The sequence below is a fragment of the Aureimonas ureilytica genome (genome assembly GCF_001475935.1).
GTDB lineage: Bacteria > Pseudomonadota > Alphaproteobacteria > Rhizobiales > Rhizobiaceae > Aureimonas > Aureimonas ureilytica_A.
Window position 1 is genome coordinate 1 of record NZ_LDQA01000070.1, and the last position, 19,292, is coordinate 19,292.

Here is a 19,292-nt window from a genome sequence, read left to right on the forward strand (position 1 = left end):
AACGTCGCCCACCGAGACCCAGACAGTGTAGTGCGTCGGCAGCGTCAGATTGGTATAAGACACGAAAAAGCGGGCCGCATGCGGCCCGCCCCATGACGTCGGACAGGATGGTCAGTGCGCGGTTTCGTGCGTGCCGTCGCGGAACGCGTCCATCATGCGCGGAGTGATCTGCGGCACGCCAAGCTGTTTGGCTTGTTCGACGGCGCGGCGAATGACTTCAGCCTGCGAATCCGCCCGGATGACGCGGCTGCAGCCTGGAATGACACCGGAACAATTGAGTTCGAACATGGATAGCCTCCCTAATCGCGAATGATCAGGCGGGACCGGCGGAAGGGTCGCGCGTGATGATCGTCAATACGGTTTCTGGAGTCGGGTGACGCACACGCTCTCTCCAAAGCCGTACGCACTACCCACGGTTATGTGGGATGAGGTATGTTAACATTTAGAAAAGACTTGTGAAGGGTCAGTCTCACCAAAGCGCGGGGCTTTTTCAGAATTTTTTGTTGTAGGGCTCCAAGTGTGCCCCCTGTAAAGTCCAATCATCAGACAAGTTCAGGCATGAACATTTGTTGTCATGCCAAGCAAATCCCACGAAACAGGGGATTAGGGCCATTTCACCAACGGTGGGAGCGAGGAGAGAATCGAGTGCACATTGCCACCCGTGCGCAGGCCGAACAGCGTCCCGCGGTCGTAAAGCAGGTTGTACTCGACATAGCGCCCGCGCCGCACCAGCTGCTCGTCGCGGTCGGCCTCGGTATAAGGCTTGACGACGTTCTGCCGAATGAGATGCGGATAGATAACGAGGAAGGCCTTGCCCACATCCTTGGTGAAGGCGAAATCCGCATCCCAACCGCCCTTTTCGTCGGGCGAATGCAGCCAATCGTAGAAAATGCCGCCGACGCCGCGCGCTTCATTGCGATGGGGCAGAAAGAAATACTCGTCGCACCATTCCTTGAAGCGGGTGTGATCGGCGACATCCGAATGCCGGTCGCAGACGAATTTCAGCGCCTTATGGAAAGCCTGCGTGTCCGGGTCTTCGGCCGTGCGCCGCCGGTCGAGCGTCGGCGTCAGGTCCGCTCCGCCACCGAACCACTGGCTCGTGGTGACGACCATGCGCGTGTTCATGTGAACGGCCGGCACATTGGGATTGCGCATATGGGCGATCAGCGAAATGCCGGAGGCCCAGAAGCTGCGATCGCCCGAAGCGCCGGGGATCTGCTTGGAGAAATCTTCCGACAATTCGCCGAAGACGGTCGAGGTGTGGACGCCGACCTTTTCGAACACGCGGCCATGCATCATCGACATGACACCGCCGCCGCCATCATTGTCCCGGCTCCAGGGCGTGCGCTCGAAGCGTCCGGCCGAAAGGCCGGTTTCCTCGCCGAACTCGTCTTCGAGCTGTTCGAAGCTCTGGCAGATTCGATCGCGAAGCGCCTCGAACCAGACTTTCGCCATGTCCTTCTTTTCGTCGATCCCTGCGGGAAGGCCTTGGGGCAGTTCGGGACGATCCATCCTGCTGGTCTTTCCTATGCCTCAGCGGGCTCAGCCCCCGCGAATCTCGTTTCGGCCTAGCAGCAAGTTTCCGCGCGGAAAAGCCGGGACAAGCCCTGTCATGAAGAGCGTTCGAGTTTTACACAGGGGCTGTCGCACAAAGGCAGCAACGGACTCGCCAATTCGCTCGCCGTCACCATATGGTAGGCAAGGATATACTGGGATCGAGACCGGCCTTGACCTTGCAGACCTATCCCAAGCCACCGCTCGACGGGCTCCGGCGTCAGTTGCGCCGCGAGCGCTCCCCGCGTGGCGGCTCGGCGGTCGATCCGTTCCTGCGCGAGACCTACACGCTGCCGCGCGACGAAGCGCGCTGTAAGGCGCGCGAATGGTTTGATCGGTTTCCCAAGGCCGCTTATTGGACGCAGGTCGAAAGCTGGCGTCTCCTGCCGGGGGACCGGGTGGAATTCACCATGCGGCGCCTGCCGACCGCGGACTGACGCTCACGAGACGCGAAGCTGCCGCATCGCTTCGCCGACCACCATGGCAGCGCTGACAGCGAGATTCAAAGAGCGGGCGCCGGGCTGCATCGGAATCACGGCACGGATGTCAGCGAGATCATGCACGCGATCCGGCACGCCCGCGCTTTCTCGCCCGAAAAGCAGCACATCGTCCGGACCGAAGGCGACGTCGCGATAATCCGTTGCGCCACGCGTGGTCATCAGCACCATCCGTCGCCCGGCCTGGCGCCGCATCTGCTCGAAAGCCTCGAAATCCACATGCCGCACCAGCCGCGCCATCTCGAGATAATCCATGCCCGCGCGCTTGAGGTTGCGATCCGATAGATCGAAGCCGGCCGGCTCGATCACCTCCACATCGATCCCGAGGCAGGCGCCGAGGCGCAGCAAGGTTCCCGTGTTGCCGGCGATGTCGGGCTGATAAAGAGCAAGGGATAGGGGCATTCTGGCTCCGTCGTCCTGTGGTCCGTCGTGGCATCGCAGCCCGACTTCGCTTTTGTCATGAAAGCGCGACGAGCCTGCCTATATGAGCCTCTTCGTCCTGTCCCGTCCCTTTTGCGAGGGGAGGGCGAGCGTATGGCAGCATCGGATCGGTCTCATGTTTTCCTATTTCGAACGCCTCGTGGACGCCTTTCCCTCGGAGCGGGCCAGTCCGCCCTCGAGCCTATTCGGCTTCATCTGGCACTACGCCCGGCCGGTGTGGCCGCTGCTGCTGCTTTATGCCATCGGAACGGCGCTGGTTTCGGCCATCGAAGTCTCGCTCTTCGGCTTTCTCGGCCAGATCGTGGACTGGCTGTCCTCCACGCCGCGCGAGACCTTTGTTCAGAGCGAGGGATGGCGGCTGGCGCTGATTGGCGCGGTCGTTCTTCTGGCGCTGCCGCTTTTGACCTTCGCCTCATCGCTCATATCGTTTCAGGCGATCTTCGCGAACTTCCCGATGCGCTTTCGCTGGAGCGTCCACAACTGGCTGCTCAACCAGTCGCTCGGCTTCTTTCAGGATGAATTCGCCGGCCGCATTTCCACCAAGCTGATGCAGACCGCGCTCGCCGTGCGCGAAACGGTGATGAAGTCGATCGGCGTGATGCTCTACGTCACGGTCTATTTCAGCGGCATCCTCTTCATGATCGCGGCGGCGGACTGGCGGCTCGTGCTCCCCTTTGTCGCTTGGCTCTTCTTCTATGTCCTGCTGCTGCGCTACTTCATCCCGCGCCTGATGCGCGTGGCCTCGGAACAGGCCGGCGCGCGCGCGGCGATGACGGGCCGCGTCGTGGACGCCTATTCCAATATCGGCACGGTGAAGCTCTTCGCCCATACGGAGCGCGAGGCGGTCCACGCCCGGCGCTCGATGGAGGAGTTCCTTCACACGGTTCATGGGCAGGCGCGCCTTATCAACCTTTTCTTCTCGACGCTCTATTTCCTAAACTCGCTGCTTCTTTTCTCGGTCGGCGCGGTCGGCATCGCGCTCTGGATCGACAATCTCCTGACGGTCGGCGCGATCGCGGTCGGTATAGGCCTCGTCCTGCGTCTCAACGGCATGAGCCAATGGATCATGTGGGAGGTCTCGGAACTCTTCGAGAATATCGGCACGATCCGCGACGGCATCGCGACCTTCACCCAGCCGATCGCGCTGATCGACGCGCCTAAGGCTCAGCCGCTGATCGTCTCGAAGGGCGAGGTCCGCTTCGAGGCTGTCGGCTTCTCCTATGGTTCGGCCGTGTCGCACCGCGCGGCCGGACCGGTGCTGCGCGACTTCTCGCTGACCATCCGCCCCGGCGAGAAGATCGGTCTGGTCGGCCGTTCGGGCGCGGGCAAATCCACGCTTCTGAACCTGCTCCTGCGCTTTTACGACGTAGAGAGCGGGCGCATCCTGATTGACGGGCAGGATATCTCACAGGTGACGCAGAACTCGCTGCGCTCGCAGATCGGCGTCGTCACGCAGGACACCTCGCTTCTCCATCGCACGATCGGCGAGAATATCCTTTACGGCCGACCGGACGCCTCGGCGGATGATCTGACCCGCGCCATCGATCGCGCCGAAGCGTCGCAATTCATCGCGGCGCTGGCCGACAGCGAAGGCCGGCGGGGCCTCGACGCGGAAGTCGGAGAGCGCGGCGTCAAGCTGTCGGGCGGCCAGCGCCAGCGCATCGCGATTGCCCGCGTCATGCTGAAGGACGCGCCGATCCTGCTTCTGGACGAGGCGACCTCCGCGCTGGATTCCGAAGTGGAAGCGGCGATCGCGGAAAATCTCTATCGCCTGATGGAGGGAAAGACGGTGATCGCCGTCGCCCACCGCCTGTCCACCATCGCCGCGCTCGATCGTCTCGTCGTGCTCGACAAGGGACAGATCGTGGAGGAAGGCTCCCATACCGAGCTTCTGGAGCGTGGCGGCCTTTATGCGTCGCTCTGGCGCCGGCAGGTCGGCGGATTCCTCGACGCCGGCGATGACGATACGGACGCCCAGCCCGGCCGTATCGGCGCCAAGCGAGCCGCCGAATGATGGAGCGCTTGCTGGAGCGCTTCGAGCGCGTGATCGACCCCTATGACGACGAAGGCGGGGAAAGCGAGCGCGCGCGGCGCGTCGGCACGCTGCGGCCGCTTCCCGCGAACACCAACGCTTTTATCTGGCATTTTGCCCGCGAGGCCAAAGGCCCCTTCATCGCGCTGCTTATTACGGGCGGGCTGACGGGCGGTGTCGATGCCTTGCTCTATGCGGCCGTTGGCTGGGTGGTGGACGCGCTCGGCTCGTCCTCGCCGGCGACGCTTCTGGCCGACCATTGGGCGCTGCTCGCGGGGTTGGCCTTTCTGACGTTGGTTCTGCGTACGGTGATTCTCTTCGCGGCGGCCGTGCTGGAACAGCAGATCGTCACGCCCTCGCTCTACAATCGCATTCGCTGGCAGGCCTATCGCCGGCTGATGGACCAGTCCTACACGTTCTTCCAGAACGATTTCGCCGGGCGCATCTCGCAGAAGGTCCAACAGGTCGGCGAGGCCACGGGCGATTTCATCGTGACCACGCTCCAGACGTTTTGGAGCTTCATCACCTTCGCCATTCTCGCGGTCGCGATTCTGGGCGCGATGGATGTCTGGATGGGCGCGGTTCTGGCCGTCTGGTCGCTCGGCTATGGCTGGATCGTGTTCCACCTTCTGCCGCGCCTGCGCAAGGCGGGACGCGAAACCGCCGATGCGCGCTCGGTCATGTCCGGCCGCATCGTCGATAGTTTCACCAACATCCTGGCCGTAAAACTCTTCGACACGTCGCGCCGGCAGGACGCTTTCGTGCTCGACGGGTTCCGCCGCTTCGTGGAAGCCGTTCGCGCCATGACGCGGGCGGTGACGGCCGTGCGCACGGCGGTCGCCATTCTGAACGGCGCGATGATGACGGCCATCGGCGCCATCGTCGTTCATTCCTGGACGGTCGGCGGTGCCTCCATCGGCGATGTCGCGACCGCCCTCGGCCTCGTGCTTCGGCTCAATCAGATGAGCGGCTGGATGATGTTCAACATCAACGGCCTCGTGCGCAATTACGGCACGATTCAGGATGCCGTCGCCACGGTGTCGCTCCAGCCGAGATTGACCGACCAGCCCGACGCGCCGGACCTTCGCCCTTCGGGCGGGGCGGTGGAGTTTCGCGATGTCACCTTTCATTACGGCAAGGGCGGCGGCGTCATCCAAGGGTTCAACCTTTCGATCCGCCCCGGCGAGAAGGTCGGGCTCGTGGGGCGCTCGGGGGCGGGCAAGACCACACTCGTCAACCTCCTGCTGCGGCTCTACGACGTGGAAGGCGGGCGCATTCTCGTGGACGGCCAGACGATATCCGATGTTGCGCAGGCGTCGCTGCGCGGGGCGATCGGCGTCGTCACGCAGGACACCTCGCTGTTCCATCGCTCGATTCGCGACAACATCGCTTATGGCCGCCCGGACGCCAATGAGACCGAGATCGAAGCGGCGGCCCGGCGCGCCGACGCGCTGGACTTCATCCAGACTGTGCGCGATCCCAACGGGCGCAGCGGAATGGACGCCTATGTCGGCGAGCGCGGCGTCAAGCTGTCCGGTGGCCAGCGCCAGCGTATTGCGATCGCCCGCGTGTTTCTAAAGGACGCGCCGATCCTCGTTCTAGACGAGGCGACCTCGGCGCTGGACTCGGAGGTCGAGGCCGCCATTCAGGACAATCTCGCAGCGATGATGGAGGGGAAGACGGTGATCGCCATCGCCCATCGCCTGTCCACCATCGCCAGTCTCGACCGCCTCGTGGTGATCGATGCCGGACGAATCGTGGAAGAAGGCACGCATTCCGAGCTGATCCGCAGGGGCGGATTGTATGCGTCGCTCTGGCGCCGGCAGTCCGGCGGGTTCCTCGGCGAGGAAGCGGCGGAATAAAAGCTTTCCCGGGTCGCGACAGAGTGGCTTGTGTTGCCGACACAGTCTGGACAAGTTCCAAACCGACGCATAAAAATTTGGCGCAAAACGGGTCTGCGGACCCGAGTTTGCCGGAATGGCTTATGGGGGGCTTTCCGGCTCTGAAACTCGGCTCCAGGGTTCAAACCCTCGGGTCTTCAAGGAGGGGGAGGGGCCCGTGAGCGTCGACCATAGCAGCAGCGAACCCACTCGACGGGATTTTCTCTTCATTGCCACAGGGGCAGCGGGCGCCGTGGGAGCGGTGGCGGCGGTCTGGCCGTTTATCGATCAGATGAATCCCGATGCCGCCGCGCTGGCCTTGGCGCAGGTGGATGTGGACGTGACGCAGGTGGCCGAAGGGCAGTCGATCACCGCCAAATGGCGTGGCAAGCCGATCTTCATTCGCCAGCGCACGGCGAAGGAGATCGATGAGGCCAAGGGCGTTCCGCTCGCCGATCTGAAGGATCCGATCGCGCGCAACGCCAATATTCCATCCGACGCACCGGCGACCGATCCCAACCGCGCGGCGATCGGTCAGGAGAAGTGGCTGGTGATGATCGGTGTCTGCACGCATCTCGGCTGCGTGCCGAACGGGCAGTCGGGCGATTTCGACGGCTGGTTCTGCCCCTGCCACGGGTCGCATTACGACACGGCGGGCCGCATTCGTAAGGGCCCGGCCCCGGAGAATATGGCGATTCCGCTCTACCAGTTCACGACACCCACCAAGATTCGTATCGGCTAAGGGAGAGAGAACCGATCATGAGCGGTCATTCGTCCTATGTGCCGTCGAGCGGCGTGATGCGCTGGCTCGATGCGCGCCTCCCGCTGCCGCGGCTTCTCTATGACTCCTTCGTGGCCTTCCCGGTGCCGCGCAACCTGAACTACGCCTATACGTTCGGCGGCATTCTGGCGCTGTTCCTCGGCCTTCAGATTCTGACCGGCGTCGTGCTGGCCATGCATTACGCCGCCAATTCCGCCATCGCATTCCAGTCTGTCGAGAGCATCATGCGCGACGTCAACTGGGGCTGGCTCCTGCGCTATATGCACGCCAATGGCGCGTCCTTCTTCTTCATCGCCGTTTATCTGCATATTTTCCGTGGTCTCTATTACGGCTCCTACAAGGCCCCGCGCGAAGTCCTCTGGATTCTCGGCGTCATCATCTTCCTTCTCATGATGGCGACCGCCTTCATGGGCTACGTTCTCCCCTGGGGCCAGATGTCCTTCTGGGGCGCCACGGTGATCACCGGCTTCTTCACGGCCTTTCCGGGCGTCGGCCACGCGATCCAGACGTTGCTTTTGGGTGGCTTCGCGGTCGATAACGCGACGCTGAACCGATTCTTCGCGCTGCATTACCTTCTGCCCTTCATGATCGCGGGCCTCGTGATCCTGCATATCTGGGCGCTGCATGTGACCGGCCAGACCAACCCGACCGGCGTCGAAATCAAGTCGTCCAAGGACACAGTGCCCTTCACGCCTCATGCGACCATCAAGGACGGTCTCGCGATGGTCGTGTTCCTCGCAGTGTTCTGCTACTTCGTCTTCTATATGCCGAACTATCTGGGCCATCCGGACAACTACATTCCGGCCAACCCGATGCAGACGCCGGCCCATATCGTGCCGGAATGGTACTTCCTGCCGTTCTATGCGATGCTGCGCGCCATCACCTTCAATATCGGCCCGATCGACTCCAAGCTCGGCGGCGTCCTGGTGATGTTCGCCTCGATCATCATCCTTCTCTTCCTGCCCTGGCTGGACACGAGCCGCGTGAAGTCGACGAACTACCGGCCCATCTATAAGATCTTCTTCTGGATCTTCGCGGTGAACGCCGTGGTCCTGGGCTGGCTCGGGTCGCGTCCGGCAGAGGGCATCTATCCGACGCTCGCGCTGATCGGCACGATCTACTATTTCTCGCACTTCCTGATCGTTCTCCCGGTTCTCGGGCTGATCGAGAAGCCGCACAAGCTGCCGAACTCGATCACCGAAGCCGTTCTCGCCAAGCATGGCGGCGGACGTTCCGTGCCTGCGGGCGCGACGGCGACACCGGAAACCAAAGGCTGATGGCGCGGGAGAGTTCGACCATGAAGAGACGTCTGTCAGCGCTCCTCGCAGCTCTGCTGCTGACCGCCAGCATGCCGATCGTCAGTCTGGCGCAGGAGCCTGCTCCCGCTGCCGAAGCCGGCAAGGCGCCGGGTGCCGCTCCCGAATCCGGGCGCGGTGCGGAGGCGGCCGAGGCAGGTTCGGCGGGTACCGAACATGCAACGCCGCATTATCCCCTCAAGAAACCTCCGCATATGAGCTGGAGTTTCGCGGGTCCGTTCGGCCATTGGGATCTCGGTCAGCTTCAGCGTGGCCTCAAGATCTACAAGGAGGTCTGTTCGGCCTGCCACTCCATGAACCTCGTGTCGTTCCGTAACCTCACGGCCTTGGGGTATTCGGATGCGCAGGTCCGCGCGCTGGCTGCCGAGTATCAGGTCACGGACCCGGCACCGAACGCGCAGGGCGAAATGTTCCAGCGGCCGGGCATTCCCGCCGACCGCTTGCCGGCGCCTTTCCCCAACCCTGAAGCGGCGGCAGCGGCGCTGGGCGGTGCCCATCCACCCGACCTGTCGCTGATCGCCAAGGCGCGCGCTGTCGAGCGTGGCTTCCCCTATTTCGTCTTCGACATCTTCACCCAATATGCCGAAGGGGGGCCGGACTACATCCATGGCCTTCTGACCGGCTATGGGCAAACGCCTCCGGAACACACCACCATCGCGCCCGGCACGCATTACAACCCGTACTTCATCTCGGGTCCCGCCCTCGCCATGGCGCAGCCGCTGACGGACGGGCAGGTTACTTTCGACGACGGCGCGCCGCAGACGGTCGATCAATATGCCCGCGACGTCGCGGCCTTCCTGATGTGGGCCGCCGAGCCCCATCTCGTAGCCCGCAAGGCGACCGGTTTCGTGGTCATGATCTTCCTGATCGGTTTCGCGGTGATGTTGTATCTCGTCAAGAAGCGGATCTGGGCTGCAACGCCGCACTGATCGTGCCGCAGAGGCATTTCGAAGAAGGGGGCGTCTTTGCCCCCTTTTTTATTGGGCATCCGCAACGGAAGGTGCTCGTCTCTACCCTTCGTTTACCGATCTTCTGCAAACTGACGATCGTTCGTTCGGAGGTTTTAATGCGCCGCCCCAATGCGCTCCAATTGTTCCGTGCGGGGATGCTGGCGTTGGTTCTGGCATCGACCGCGCTCGGAGCCATGACTCTGACCGGGGCTTTCGAGCAAAGGGCACGCGCGAACGCGAGTCTGGAGGAACTGGCCACCTTCTCCCTTGCCTTCGATGCGGCCGTGGCGATCGCCGAAGAGCGGCGACCTCTGGAAACCGCGTTGTCGAACACGCGTAATACGGATGGTCTTGCGACAGATCTCATCGCGACGTCGAGGGCGCATTCAGACGCTGCGCTGCTCCGTTTCGAACACCGAGCGAAGGCGACTGGGCTCGACCAGCAGCTCAACTTCAATTTTCTGCGGATGCGTTTGAAAGCCGAGCGCGCGCGGGTGGACTCGCTCCTGTCTATGCCGCTGACAGCACGGCCGGTCGGACTTCAGGTCTCGATCGTTCGGGGCATGTCGTCCATCTCCGAAACGATCGCGCCGATGATCGTCGCTGTGTGCCGGCGCGTCGAGAAGGCCGATCCCAACCTCGGCGGCAAGGTCGGGGTGGTCTGGCTGCTTGCATCGATGTACGAATCGGCGCTGAGGCTCCCGTCGGAAGTGGTGCCCTATCTTGCGACCGGCGCGATCCTGTCCACCGATGCGCAGATGCAGGCGCAGCGCATTACGCAGCGCATTCGCTCGCTCTGGGACGTAGGTGAGCCCCAGTTGGGATTTTCTCGCGATGAAGCCGATATCGGCCAGCTCATTGCCCGAATTCAGGGAGACTATCTCAATCGCGGGCTGCCGTATCTGACGAGACAGGTCGAGTTGAACTCCTACAGGGTTTGGAAGGCCACGCCCTCCGCCGCCCAAATTCTTGAAGTCTATCAGGGCACGGCCGACTCGATCGCCGAACTTCGTGACGTCTACCTCGCCAAGATGGTCGAGAAGGCGAGGGCGCACGACCAAGAGGCGCTTGTCCGCATGATCATGAGCTTTGCGATGACGCTCCTGATCCTCCTCGGCCTGCCGCTTCTGGTCTGGAGCGCGCTCCGGCAGATCCTGCGCCCGCTTCTCGACTTTCGCGATCAGATCCTCGCGGTGAGCGAGCGGCGGGAGGTCGAGACGAAACCCTATACGGGGTCCGTGCCCCAGGTGCAGAGCCTGTTTCAAGCGCTCCAAACCCTACGGGAACGCGAGCGGGAGAGGATCGTGGCCGATACGCAGCGCGCCGCCTTGTCCGAGCGCCTCCGGCTCCTATCGGTGACGGACGAGCTGACGGGACTTTTGAACCGCCGGGGCTTCGATGCGGCGCGTCAGAGCGGGCCTCCATCTCATTTGGCACAGAGCACGAAACTCGCCCTCGTGACCTTGGATATTGACCATTTCAAAGCGGTCAACGACACGTTCGGCCACAAGAGCGGGGATCTCGTGCTTCAGGCTATCTCGCGCGTTCTGGACACGGAAGTCGGTCTGAACGGTTTGGTCGGACGCTATGGGGGAGAAGAGTTCGTGGTGCTTCTCTGGCACGGGGAACTGTTCGAAACGCAGATGCTGACCGAACGCCTGCGCGCCCGTATCGAGGCGACGGATGTGGCAATCGGCGACGGGCTGAAGCCCATTCGCGTGACCGCCAGCTTTGGAATCGCCTTCTCCACGCGCGACGAATTGGACTGGAACAGCCTCCATCAATATTCGGACGAGGCCCTCTATGCCGCTAAACAAGCTGGCCGAAACCGCGTGCGGATCACCAACCGCATCGTTTCGACCTGGTCGGACCGAGCGCCGAGAACATCGACCATCAATCCGCTGAATGCCAAGCGGTGGTCCGGCGCGTGATCGTCAGTCGGTCCGAAGATAAACGCGAGCCCGCATCCCGAAGACGAGTTTTCCTGCCTCGTCATGAGCTTCGATCCGGGTGGTCACGATGCCCCAGCCCGGCCTGCGGGGGGCCGAGCGCTTGTCGAGTATCGTCTGGCGATAGGTGAGCGTTTCCCCTGCCTGAACGGGACGGTGCCAGATCATGTCCGAGACGCCGGGGGAGGGGCCGAACACCGACGCCTCGCCGACTGCGGCTTGGCGTCGATGGAACTCGACATTCAAGCGCATGAAGGCCGCGCAGATATGCAGTGGCGATACGGTGGGAGGACGAGTCAGCGGATCGAACTCGGCTGAGAAGGCTGCGACCTCCGCACCGTCGAACCGAGCGCGCCCGAGATCATCGACACGCCCGATATCCATGGCCTCGAACGTGCTCATCCGGCGCTTTCGGCCCTGGCGGCCTTCAGCATCACGGCATAGTCGCAGGTCAGCAGCGTCTCGCCCGTGCTCTGCTCCCGCAGCGTGTTACGCATCCGGCAGATGCCGAGATCGGGCCGGGTGGAGGATCGGCGAGCCTCCAGAACTTCCGCTTCGCCGACCAGAATATATCCGGGGCGCACGGGCCGGATCCATTTGAGTTCTGAAATGCCCGGCGAGCCCTGCGAGGTACTGTTCAGAAGGAAACTGTCGCACATCATGCGCATCATCATCGCCGCACTATGCCAGCCCGACGCGGACAGGCCGCCGAGAAGCGAACGGGCGGCGACTTCCTCGTCGAGATGAAAGGGTTGGGGATCGAAGGCTTCGGCGAAAGCGAGCACCGCCTCGCGCTCCACAGGGTAGGGGCCGAGCGCAAATATCGTGCCGGGCGTGAAGTCTTCGTAATGGCGCAATTTGACGGCCTCCCCATCCATGATGCAGCAGGATCTCCCTCCCTGCCGCTCGGCACTTGTTTATCATGTGTTGCGAGCGGCGGTCGCCATGTCTCTTTGACGTTCAGTTTACACTCCCGACCCAGCACCGGTCGGTCGACCCCGAACACAAAGGGCCGCACCAAACGGCGCGGCCTTCTTAAAAATTGGGACAGGTCACAGCGAGCCTAGGGCCACCGAGTTGTCGAACGCCAAGGCGATGCTGCCTCGGTCGGAAACGCTACGGGAGCAGACCGGCCCCGATCAGACGTTGAACTTGAACATCATGATGTCGCCGTCCTGCACGACATATTCCTTGCCTTCGTCGCGGGCTTTGCCGGCTTCCTTGGCGGCCACTTCTCCGCCCAGCGTCACGAAGTCGTCGTAGCCGATCGTCTGGGCGCGAATGAAGCCCTTCTCGAAGTCGGTATGGATCACGCCGGCCGCTGCTGGCGCCTTCGCGCCGCGCTTCACCGTCCAGGCGCGCGTCTCCTTCGGCCCCACCGTGAAATAGGTGATGAGGTCGAGAAGCGCGTAGCCTTCGGAAATCAGGCGGTCGAGGCCGGGCTCTGTCAGACCCATGGCCTCCAGATATTCGCTGACCTCGTCTTCGCCGAGCTGGGCGATCTCCGCCTCGATCGCGGCCGAGATCACCACGGCGCGCGCGCCCTGCTTCTTCGCCATCTCATCGACGGCGCGGCTATATTCGTTGCCGGTCGCCGCATCCGCTTCCGCCACGTTGCAGACATAGAGAACGGGCTTGGAGGTCAGAAGGTTGAGGTTGCGCAACTCGCGCCTTTCCTCGGCATCGAAGCTCGCCAGAAGAACGCGTGCCGGCTCGCCGTTCTGAAGGCGCGCGAGCACGGCCTCCATGATCGGCACCTGCGCCATGGCTTCCTTGTCCTTGCCCTGCGCCTTCTTGCGCACGCCGACGATGCGGCGCTCCAGGCTTTCGAGGTCCGACAGCATCAGCTCGGTCTCGACCGTCTCCGCGTCGGCCACCGGATTGATGCGACCCTCGACATGCGTGATGTCGTCGTCTTCGAAGCAGCGCAGTACGTGGACGATGGCGTCCACCTCGCGGATATTGGCGAGGAACTGATTGCCGAGCCCTTCGCCCTTCGATGCGCCGCGCACGAGGCCGGCGATATCGACGAAGGTGATGCGGGTCGGAATGATCTGTGCGGACTTGCCGATCTTGGCGATGGCGCTCATGCGCTTGTCGGGCACGCCGACATCGCCCGTGTTCGGCTCGATCGTGCAGAACGGATAATTGGCCGCCTGCGCGGCGGCGGTCTTGGTCAAGGCGTTGAAGAGGGTCGATTTGCCGACGTTCGGAAGACCCACGATGCCGCAGCGAAAGCCCATGCTCACTCCTATAGGGGCGCGTGACGCACCCATCGCCGCGCCGCGAAGGCGGGCATTTGCGTTACGAAACTGTCAGTCCCCGCCGAAGAGCTTCTTCAACATGCCCGCCATCGGGCCGCTCGCGGGGAGGCTGGGCTTGCCGCCTTGGCGGGCCTGCCGGATATGGCTCTGGCCTTTGACGGCGGCTGCGGGCTTGGCGGGTGCAGCGCCCTTCGCGCCGGCGGGCTCCTGCGACCCCCCCGTCGCCAAGGCGAGCTTGTTCATGAAAACCGCATCCTCGCCCTTGGCGAGAGCGCCGGCGTGGCGCGCGATGTCGGAGAGAAGCGGCTCGAGCCATTCGCGGTCGACTTTGGCGAAGTCGCCGAGCACATGCGGATTGACCCGCTCCTTCGAGCCGGGATGGCCGATGCCGAGACGCGCGCGGCGATAGTCCTTGCCGAGATGCGCGTCGATCGAGCGAAGGCCGTTATGACCGCCATGGCCACCACCGAGCTTCACACGCACCTTGCCGGGCGGCAGATCCAGCTCGTCGTGGAACACCACGATGTCGGCGGGGGCGATCTTGTAGAAGCTGGCGGCGGCCTGCACGGAGCGTCCGCTGTCATTCATGAAGGTGAGGGGCTTGAGCAGGAGGACCTTCCGGCCGTCGATCATGCCTTCCGCGATCTCACCGTGAAACTTCTTGGTCCAAGGGCCGAAGGAGAAGGCACGCGCGATCTCGTCCACCGCCATGAAACCGATATTGTGCCGGTTTCCCTCGTATTGCGGGCCAGGATTGCCCAATCCGACCATCAACAGCATAGTGCGGGATCCCTCGCGCCTTGACTTTGCGCGTTCAAGCGGACGGCGCGGGCGAGAAGTGTCCCGCCCGCGCCGTATAGCAAGCCGAAACGGCTTACTTCTCTTCGGTGTCTTCCGCTTCGCCGGCTTCGGCTTCGTCCGCTTCTTCGCTCATCGGAGGAACGATCGTGGCGATCACGAAGTCTTCGTCGGTGGAAAGCGAAACGCCCTTCGGCAGCTTGAGATCCGACGCATGGAGCGCGTCACCCATGTCGAGCTTCGACGCGTCGAGCGTGAAGCCTTCCGGGATCGCCTCGGCCGGGCAGTGCACTTCGATGTCGTGATGGACGACGTTCAGCGTGCCGTTCTTGGCCTTGATGCCCGGCGCCGCGTCTTCGTTCTCGAAGTGGACGGGGATGCGGACCGTGACCAGCGTGCGGTCGGAAACGCGCAGGTAGTCGACGTGGGTCAGCGTGTCCTTCACGACGTCGAGCTGGTAGTCCTTCGGCAGCACCTTGATCTGCTTGCCACCGACGTCGATCGTGATGACCGTCGTCAGGAAGCCGCCAGCGTGCAGCTTGAGGAAGGTCTCCTTGTAGGGGACCGCGATGGGGAGGGCGTCCTGCTTGTCGCCATAGATGACGGCAGGAACCATGTTGTTCCGGCGCAGATACCTGGCGGCCCCCTTGCCGACCTTCTCGCGCAGCTCGGCCTTGACCGTGTAGCTCTCGCTCATGATGAGTTCCTTTGGTTTGTTCAGAGGTTGTCGAGGCGGTATCCGCCATTGCGGACCGAAACGACGAAAAGCGGCCGTGGCAGGCCGCTTCTCGTCCGCGCTGCCTCCAAGGGTGTCCGCGCGGACGCCGTGCCTATAGCGCGGGGCGGCCGGTTTCGCAAGAACGGGGCGTCTTGCGAGGGAGGAAGCGCGCGGCTACGCTTCTCGTCTCAATCTGTTCGGTCTCGATTTCCATGACCCAACTCACCACGATCGGCTTCGACGCGGATGATACGCTCTGGCAGAACGAGACGTTCTTCCGGCTGACCGAGGAGCGCTTCGCCGCTCTGCTGGCCGAGCACGGCGATCTGCCGAGCATTCGCGCCCGGTTGCTCGAGACCGAAAAGCGCAATCTCCAATTCTATGGTTTCGGCATCAAGGGTTTCACCCTTTCGATGATCGAGACCGCTCTGGAGTTGACCGACAACGACGCCCCTGCGAGCCTCGTTCGTGACATTCTGACTTTCGGGCGCGAGATGGCGCGCCACCCCGTGGAGCCCCTGGCAGAGGCTGCGGAGACGCTGGAGCGTCTGGCCGGGCGGTATCGGCTCGTTCTGATCACCAAGGGCGACCTGTTCGACCAGGAGCGCAAGCTGGCAGCGTCGGGGCTTGGCGAGCTTTTCCAAGCAATCGAGATCGTGTCCGACAAAACAGAGGCGACTTATGCCAAGGTCTTCGACCGGCATGGGGATGGGCCGGCGCGCGCCATGATGGTCGGCAATTCGCTGCGCTCGGATGTTCTGCCGGCGCTCGCGGCGGGCGCCTGGGGCGTTCACGTGCCCCATGAGCTGACCTGGGAATATGAACATGCCGAAGCGCCGCTGGAGGCGCCCCGCTTTCGGCGGATCGAGGGGCTGGCCGATCTGCCCGCCCTCATCGAAACGATCGAGGGCTGACGGTTTTCAGCCCTCCCTCAGGCCTTCGCGCGATGCCGAAGCCGTGTCGCTGCGGCGGCGAGACGTCAGTCGAAGAGCGAGGAGACGGACTGTTCTGTCGTGGTGCGCGAGATGGCCTCGCCGAGCAGGGTTGCGATGGTGACGACGCGGATGTTGCGGGCTTCGCGGATCGCCTTGGTGGGCTCGATCGAGTCCGTGATCACGAGTTCCTCGATGCTGGACGCCGCGATACGGGCCACCGCGCCGCCCGAAAGAACGCCATGCGTGATATAGGCACGGACGCCCTTGGCGCCGGCCGCCATCAAGGCGTCGGCCGCGTTGCAGAGCGTGCCGCCGGAATCGATGATGTCGTCGATCAGGATGCAGTGACGCCCCTTCACGTCACCGATGATGTTCATGACCTCGGACTCGCCGGGCTTCTCGCGGCGCTTGTCCACGATGGCGAGCGGCGCGTCGAGGCGCTTGGCCAGCGCCCGAGCGCGCACGACGCCGCCGACATCGGGCGACACGACCATCACATGGTCCGTCTCCAGATGTTCCTTGATGTCGCGCGCCAGCAGCGGCACGGCGAAGAGATTGTCGGTCGGGATGTCGAAGAAGCCCTGGATCTGCCCGGCATGGAGATCCATCGTCATGACGCGGTCGGCACCGGCTTCGGTGATCAGATTGGCCACGAGCTTGGCCGAGATCGGGGTGCGCCCGCCCGCCTTTCGGTCCTGCCGTGCGTAGCCGAAATAGGGCAGAACCGCCGTGATGCGACGCGCCGAGGCCCGGCGCAGCGCGTCGATCATGATGAGCAATTCCATCAGGTGATCGTTGGCGGGGTAGGACGTGGACTGAATGACGAAACAGTCCTCGCCACGCACGTTTTCCTGAATTTCGACGAAGATTTCCTGGTCGGCGAAGCGCTTGACGGATGCGAGGCCGAGAGGCAGCTCCAGATACTTGCCGATGGACTCGGCGAGGCTGCGATTGGAGTTGCCCACAAATAATTTCATCGTGTCCCGCACCCGTTCATGAGGGGTCGCTTCGAGCCGCAGGGCGCGGTCGATGGCGGCAGGAACGCCGCCTGTATGAGGGCGCTCTTAGCAAGATCATGGAAAGATTCAAGCTTCGAGCACGCAAAAGAAAAGCCTATGGCAAACGCCTCGAAATCCAAGGTTCTGACGCTCACGCCGTGAAGGCGAGGTCCAGCGGGAGGCGAGACAGGGTTTCGGGCGCGCCGTCGGTCGTCAGATAGGTTTGCCCGAGCGACATGGCCGTTCCGCTGTCCGGCTCCATGATGATCATATGGGCGAACAGCGTCATGCCCGGCCGGATGGGCTCGGCATTGCCGGCGACGAACATCTGCGGCTCCATCCAGGAGGGCGCGAAGCGCGCGCCGACAGAGTAGCCGCAGGCCGATAGCCGGTGTCGCACGAGATCATGCTCTTCCATGACGCGGGCATGGGCGTCGAACACATCGCCGAAACTCTGGCCGGGTCGCATCGCGTCTTCCACGGCGCTGAGGCCGTCCCGCGCGGCCGCCCACAATTCCTCATGCCGGATCAGCGGGCGGCCGACGATCACGGTGCGCATCGCGGGAGCATGGTAGTGCGCGCGCACGCCCGACCATTCCACGGTCAACTGGTCCTGCGCGCTCAGCGTCCGGCGCCCGGACCGATAGCGGCACAGAAGCGCATCCTCGCCCGAGCCGAGAACGAAGGGATTGGCGGGATAGTCGCCGCCGGCACGGAGAATGGAGCCTTGCAGCGCATGGAGCAGGGCGGATTCGTCCGCGCCCTCGCGCACCAGCGGCAGCATCTCTTCGAACGCGTCGTCGCCCATGCGCGCGGCGTGGCGGATCAGAACAATCTCGGCGTCGCTCTTGATCAGGCGCAGGGCAGGCACGAGGTCCGACGCCTCGGTCAGCGTGCCGAAGGAGGCGAGCTTCTCCTCGACCAGGCGGCCATTCGCGGCGGTCAGGCCATGGGTTGCCCATTCGACGCCGATCCGCGCGCCGAGCAGGCCCATATCGTCCATGATATCGCGAAGCTCGATCGCCGGGTTCGCGCCGCCGCGATCGCGCCAGAGCACGATCGTCTCGATATTGGAGGTCTGACGCGCCTGCCGCAGATCGGCGGAGCGCGTGAGAAGGCGCATCTCGCCATCAGCCTTCACGACGAGGCACTGAAAGAAGCAGAAGCCGAAGGTGTCATAGCCTGTCAGCCAATACATCGAGTCCTGTGCGAACAAGAGCAGCGCGTCGAGCTTGCGCTCCGCCATCTCGGCCTGGAGGCGGGCGCGGCGGTTTGCGAATTCGTCAGGCGAAAAATGCAGCATGGATCTCGCTCAAGGGCTGAGGGAGCGGGTCAGGCGAGGGTGATGGCCGAAAGTTGGCGACCATAGTCCGGCTCGCCGCGATGAGTGGTGCGGCGAAACGAGAAGAAGCGGTTCTCGTCGGCATAGGTGCAGGCACCAACGAAGGACGCCTGCGCGCCGAGGCGCGTCAGCCGCGCGACGATATAGCCGGGGAGATCGAACTGGCGCTTGTCGGCCGTTCGGCCCGGCGCGAAGAAGCGCTCGCTGGCCGGATTTTCTTCCAGGAAGGGAGCCATCATCGAGGCGTCGACCTCGTAGTTCGGCTGCGTGATGGTCGGTCCAAGCACGGCGATGATCCGATCGCGCCGTGCGCCGAGCCCCTCCATCGCCTCCAACGTGCGATCCAGAACACCGCCGAGAGCACCGCGCCAGCCCGCATGGGCCGCCCCGATCACGCCGGCTTCCGCATCCGCGAAGAGCACAGGCCCACAGTCAGCCGTCACGACCCCAATCGGTAATCCGGCGACATTCGTTACCACGGCGTCGGCCTTCGGCCGCTCGGTGCCGAACGGTTCCGTCACGACAGCCACATCGGGCGAATGAATTTGCCACGGCGTCGCAATCACGCCATCGGCCGAGCCCAGAAACGCGGCGGCGGTCTGGCGATTCCTCTGCACGGCGTCAGGATCGTCGTTCGAGCCGACCCCGACATTCAAACCGCGATAGATGCCCTCGGAGACGCCGCCCGAGCGCGTGAAGAAGGCATGATGGACTCGGGAACGCGAGAGCGCGTCCGCCTGGAGAACGTCGTCGGGCCGCAGGGCGGCTGATGAGGCGGTGCGACCGGACATGTCGCTGATGGTGGGCGAGGGGGACGTGGGAGTCAATCAAACTCTC

General features: G+C 63.5%; 19 protein-coding genes. 8 read left to right on the forward strand and 11 right to left on the reverse strand.

Features of this window, described 5'->3' with window-relative positions:
* Positions 1-111: 111 nt before the first annotated feature.
* The gene (locus tag NS365_RS23845) at positions 112-288 is read right to left on the reverse strand and encodes a DUF1059 domain-containing protein (protein ID WP_082640309.1); all 177 of its coding nucleotides are present in this window, start codon (positions 286-288) and stop codon (positions 112-114) included.
* A gap of 315 nt (positions 289-603) precedes the next feature.
* Positions 604-1,512, reverse strand: coding sequence for an oxygen-dependent coproporphyrinogen oxidase (gene hemF / locus NS365_RS20975; protein WP_058602248.1), 909 nt, complete (start codon positions 1,510-1,512; stop codon positions 604-606).
* 221 nt (positions 1,513-1,733) lie between these two features.
* Here hemF and NS365_RS20980 point away from each other — a divergent pair, with 221 nt between their 5' ends.
* Positions 1,734-1,991: a hypothetical protein gene (locus NS365_RS20980; RefSeq protein WP_058602302.1), complete on the forward strand. Its 258-nt coding sequence runs from the start codon at positions 1,734-1,736 to the stop codon at positions 1,989-1,991.
* Between the two features lie 3 nt (positions 1,992-1,994).
* Here NS365_RS20980 and NS365_RS20985 read toward each other — a convergent pair whose 3' ends face one another.
* A complete protein-coding gene (locus NS365_RS20985) occupies positions 1,995-2,453 on the reverse strand; it encodes a tRNA (cytidine(34)-2'-O)-methyltransferase (RefSeq protein ID WP_058602249.1) in 459 nt (152 codons plus the stop codon).
* A gap of 154 nt (positions 2,454-2,607) precedes the next feature.
* Here NS365_RS20985 and NS365_RS20990 point away from each other — a divergent pair, with 154 nt between their 5' ends.
* The 6 genes from NS365_RS20990 (at position 2,608) to NS365_RS21015 (ending at position 11,382) form a co-directional block, all read left to right on the forward strand.
* On the forward strand, positions 2,608-4,506 hold the full coding sequence (locus NS365_RS20990) for an ABC transporter ATP-binding protein (RefSeq protein WP_058602250.1): 1,899 nt from the start codon (positions 2,608-2,610) through the stop codon (positions 4,504-4,506).
* Positions 4,503-6,386, forward strand: a complete 1,884-nt coding sequence (locus NS365_RS20995) for an ABC transporter ATP-binding protein (protein WP_058602251.1) — start codon at positions 4,503-4,505, stop codon at positions 6,384-6,386. Before NS365_RS20990 ends, NS365_RS20995 begins: the two co-directional genes overlap by 4 nt.
* A 196-nt stretch (positions 6,387-6,582) precedes the next feature.
* Entirely contained in the window at positions 6,583-7,146 is a 564-nt protein-coding gene (gene petA / locus NS365_RS21000) for a ubiquinol-cytochrome c reductase iron-sulfur subunit (protein ID WP_058602252.1), read from the forward strand.
* 17 nt (positions 7,147-7,163) lie between these two features.
* Positions 7,164-8,462, forward strand: coding sequence for a cytochrome b (locus NS365_RS21005; RefSeq protein WP_058602253.1), 1,299 nt, complete (start codon positions 7,164-7,166; stop codon positions 8,460-8,462).
* Between the two features lie 20 nt (positions 8,463-8,482).
* The gene (locus tag NS365_RS21010; RefSeq protein ID WP_058602303.1) at positions 8,483-9,430 is read left to right on the forward strand and encodes a cytochrome c1; all 948 of its coding nucleotides are present in this window, start codon (positions 8,483-8,485) and stop codon (positions 9,428-9,430) included.
* A 137-nt stretch (positions 9,431-9,567) separates the two neighbouring features.
* A complete protein-coding gene (locus tag NS365_RS21015; protein ID WP_058602254.1) occupies positions 9,568-11,382 on the forward strand; it encodes a GGDEF domain-containing protein in 1,815 nt (604 codons plus the stop codon).
* A 3-nt stretch (positions 11,383-11,385) separates the two neighbouring features.
* Here NS365_RS21015 and NS365_RS21020 read toward each other — a convergent pair whose 3' ends face one another.
* The 5 genes from NS365_RS21020 to NS365_RS21040 form a co-directional block, all read right to left on the reverse strand.
* The gene (locus tag NS365_RS21020; RefSeq protein ID WP_058602255.1) at positions 11,386-11,802 is read right to left on the reverse strand and encodes a hypothetical protein; all 417 of its coding nucleotides are present in this window, start codon (positions 11,800-11,802) and stop codon (positions 11,386-11,388) included.
* Complete coding sequence (locus NS365_RS21025) at positions 11,799-12,278, reverse strand: MaoC family dehydratase (RefSeq protein WP_058602256.1); 480 nt, start codon at positions 12,276-12,278, stop codon at positions 11,799-11,801. The genes NS365_RS21020 and NS365_RS21025 overlap by 4 nt, the downstream gene beginning before the upstream one ends.
* A 261-nt stretch (positions 12,279-12,539) precedes the next feature.
* On the reverse strand, positions 12,540-13,643 hold the full coding sequence (gene ychF / locus NS365_RS21030; RefSeq protein WP_058602257.1) for a redox-regulated ATPase YchF: 1,104 nt from the start codon (positions 13,641-13,643) through the stop codon (positions 12,540-12,542).
* Between the two features lie 72 nt (positions 13,644-13,715).
* A complete protein-coding gene (pth, locus tag NS365_RS21035) occupies positions 13,716-14,444 on the reverse strand; it encodes an aminoacyl-tRNA hydrolase (RefSeq protein ID WP_058602258.1) in 729 nt (242 codons plus the stop codon).
* A gap of 94 nt (positions 14,445-14,538) precedes the next feature.
* Positions 14,539-15,159, reverse strand: coding sequence for a 50S ribosomal protein L25/general stress protein Ctc (locus tag NS365_RS21040; protein WP_058602259.1), 621 nt, complete (start codon positions 15,157-15,159; stop codon positions 14,539-14,541).
* Positions 15,160-15,392: 233 nt separating this feature from the next.
* Between NS365_RS21040 and NS365_RS21045 the strand changes: the two genes are divergently transcribed.
* On the forward strand, positions 15,393-16,094 hold the full coding sequence (locus NS365_RS21045) for an HAD family hydrolase (protein ID WP_058602260.1): 702 nt from the start codon (positions 15,393-15,395) through the stop codon (positions 16,092-16,094).
* Between the two features lie 65 nt (positions 16,095-16,159).
* On the opposite strand, the gene NS365_RS21050 is transcribed toward NS365_RS21045, so the two are convergent.
* The 3 genes from NS365_RS21050 to pgeF form a co-directional block, all read right to left on the reverse strand.
* Positions 16,160-17,092: a ribose-phosphate pyrophosphokinase gene (locus tag NS365_RS21050; protein ID WP_058602261.1), complete on the reverse strand. Its 933-nt coding sequence runs from the start codon at positions 17,090-17,092 to the stop codon at positions 16,160-16,162.
* Positions 17,093-17,264: 172 nt separating this feature from the next.
* On the reverse strand, positions 17,265-18,416 hold the full coding sequence (locus tag NS365_RS21055; RefSeq protein ID WP_058602262.1) for a M24 family metallopeptidase: 1,152 nt from the start codon (positions 18,414-18,416) through the stop codon (positions 17,265-17,267).
* A gap of 29 nt (positions 18,417-18,445) precedes the next feature.
* Positions 18,446-19,246, reverse strand: coding sequence for a peptidoglycan editing factor PgeF (pgeF, locus tag NS365_RS21060; protein ID WP_058602304.1), 801 nt, complete (start codon positions 19,244-19,246; stop codon positions 18,446-18,448).
* Between the last annotated feature and the right edge of the window lie 46 nt (positions 19,247-19,292).

Coding starts and splice junctions, on each gene's coding strand:
- NS365_RS20990 (WP_058602250.1), top strand. CDS start 2,608: ATGTTTTCCTATTTCGAACGCCTCGTGGACGCCTTTCCCTCGGAGCGG.
- NS365_RS21050 (WP_058602261.1), bottom strand. CDS start 17,092: ATGAAATTATTTGTGGGCAACTCCAATCGCAGCCTCGCCGAGTCCATC.
- NS365_RS21005 (WP_058602253.1), top strand. CDS start 7,164: ATGAGCGGTCATTCGTCCTATGTGCCGTCGAGCGGCGTGATGCGCTGG.
- NS365_RS21025 (WP_058602256.1), bottom strand. CDS start 12,278: ATGGATGGGGAGGCCGTCAAATTGCGCCATTACGAAGACTTCACGCCC.
- pgeF (WP_058602304.1), bottom strand. CDS start 19,246: ATGTCCGGTCGCACCGCCTCATCAGCCGCCCTGCGGCCCGACGACGTT.
- ychF (WP_058602257.1), bottom strand. CDS start 13,643: ATGGGCTTTCGCTGCGGCATCGTGGGTCTTCCGAACGTCGGCAAATCG.
- hemF (WP_058602248.1), bottom strand. CDS start 1,512: ATGGATCGTCCCGAACTGCCCCAAGGCCTTCCCGCAGGGATCGACGAA.
- NS365_RS21010 (WP_058602303.1), top strand. CDS start 8,483: ATGAAGAGACGTCTGTCAGCGCTCCTCGCAGCTCTGCTGCTGACCGCC.
- NS365_RS20995 (WP_058602251.1), top strand. CDS start 4,503: ATGATGGAGCGCTTGCTGGAGCGCTTCGAGCGCGTGATCGACCCCTAT.
- NS365_RS21040 (WP_058602259.1), bottom strand. CDS start 15,159: ATGAGCGAGAGCTACACGGTCAAGGCCGAGCTGCGCGAGAAGGTCGGC.
- NS365_RS23845 (WP_082640309.1), bottom strand. CDS start 288: ATGTTCGAACTCAATTGTTCCGGTGTCATTCCAGGCTGCAGCCGCGTC.
- pth (WP_058602258.1), bottom strand. CDS start 14,444: ATGCTGTTGATGGTCGGATTGGGCAATCCTGGCCCGCAATACGAGGGA.
- NS365_RS21045 (WP_058602260.1), top strand. CDS start 15,393: ATGACCCAACTCACCACGATCGGCTTCGACGCGGATGATACGCTCTGG.
- NS365_RS21015 (WP_058602254.1), top strand. CDS start 9,568: ATGCGCCGCCCCAATGCGCTCCAATTGTTCCGTGCGGGGATGCTGGCG.
- NS365_RS21055 (WP_058602262.1), bottom strand. CDS start 18,416: ATGCTGCATTTTTCGCCTGACGAATTCGCAAACCGCCGCGCCCGCCTC.
- NS365_RS20985 (WP_058602249.1), bottom strand. CDS start 2,453: ATGCCCCTATCCCTTGCTCTTTATCAGCCCGACATCGCCGGCAACACG.
- NS365_RS21020 (WP_058602255.1), bottom strand. CDS start 11,802: ATGAGCACGTTCGAGGCCATGGATATCGGGCGTGTCGATGATCTCGGG.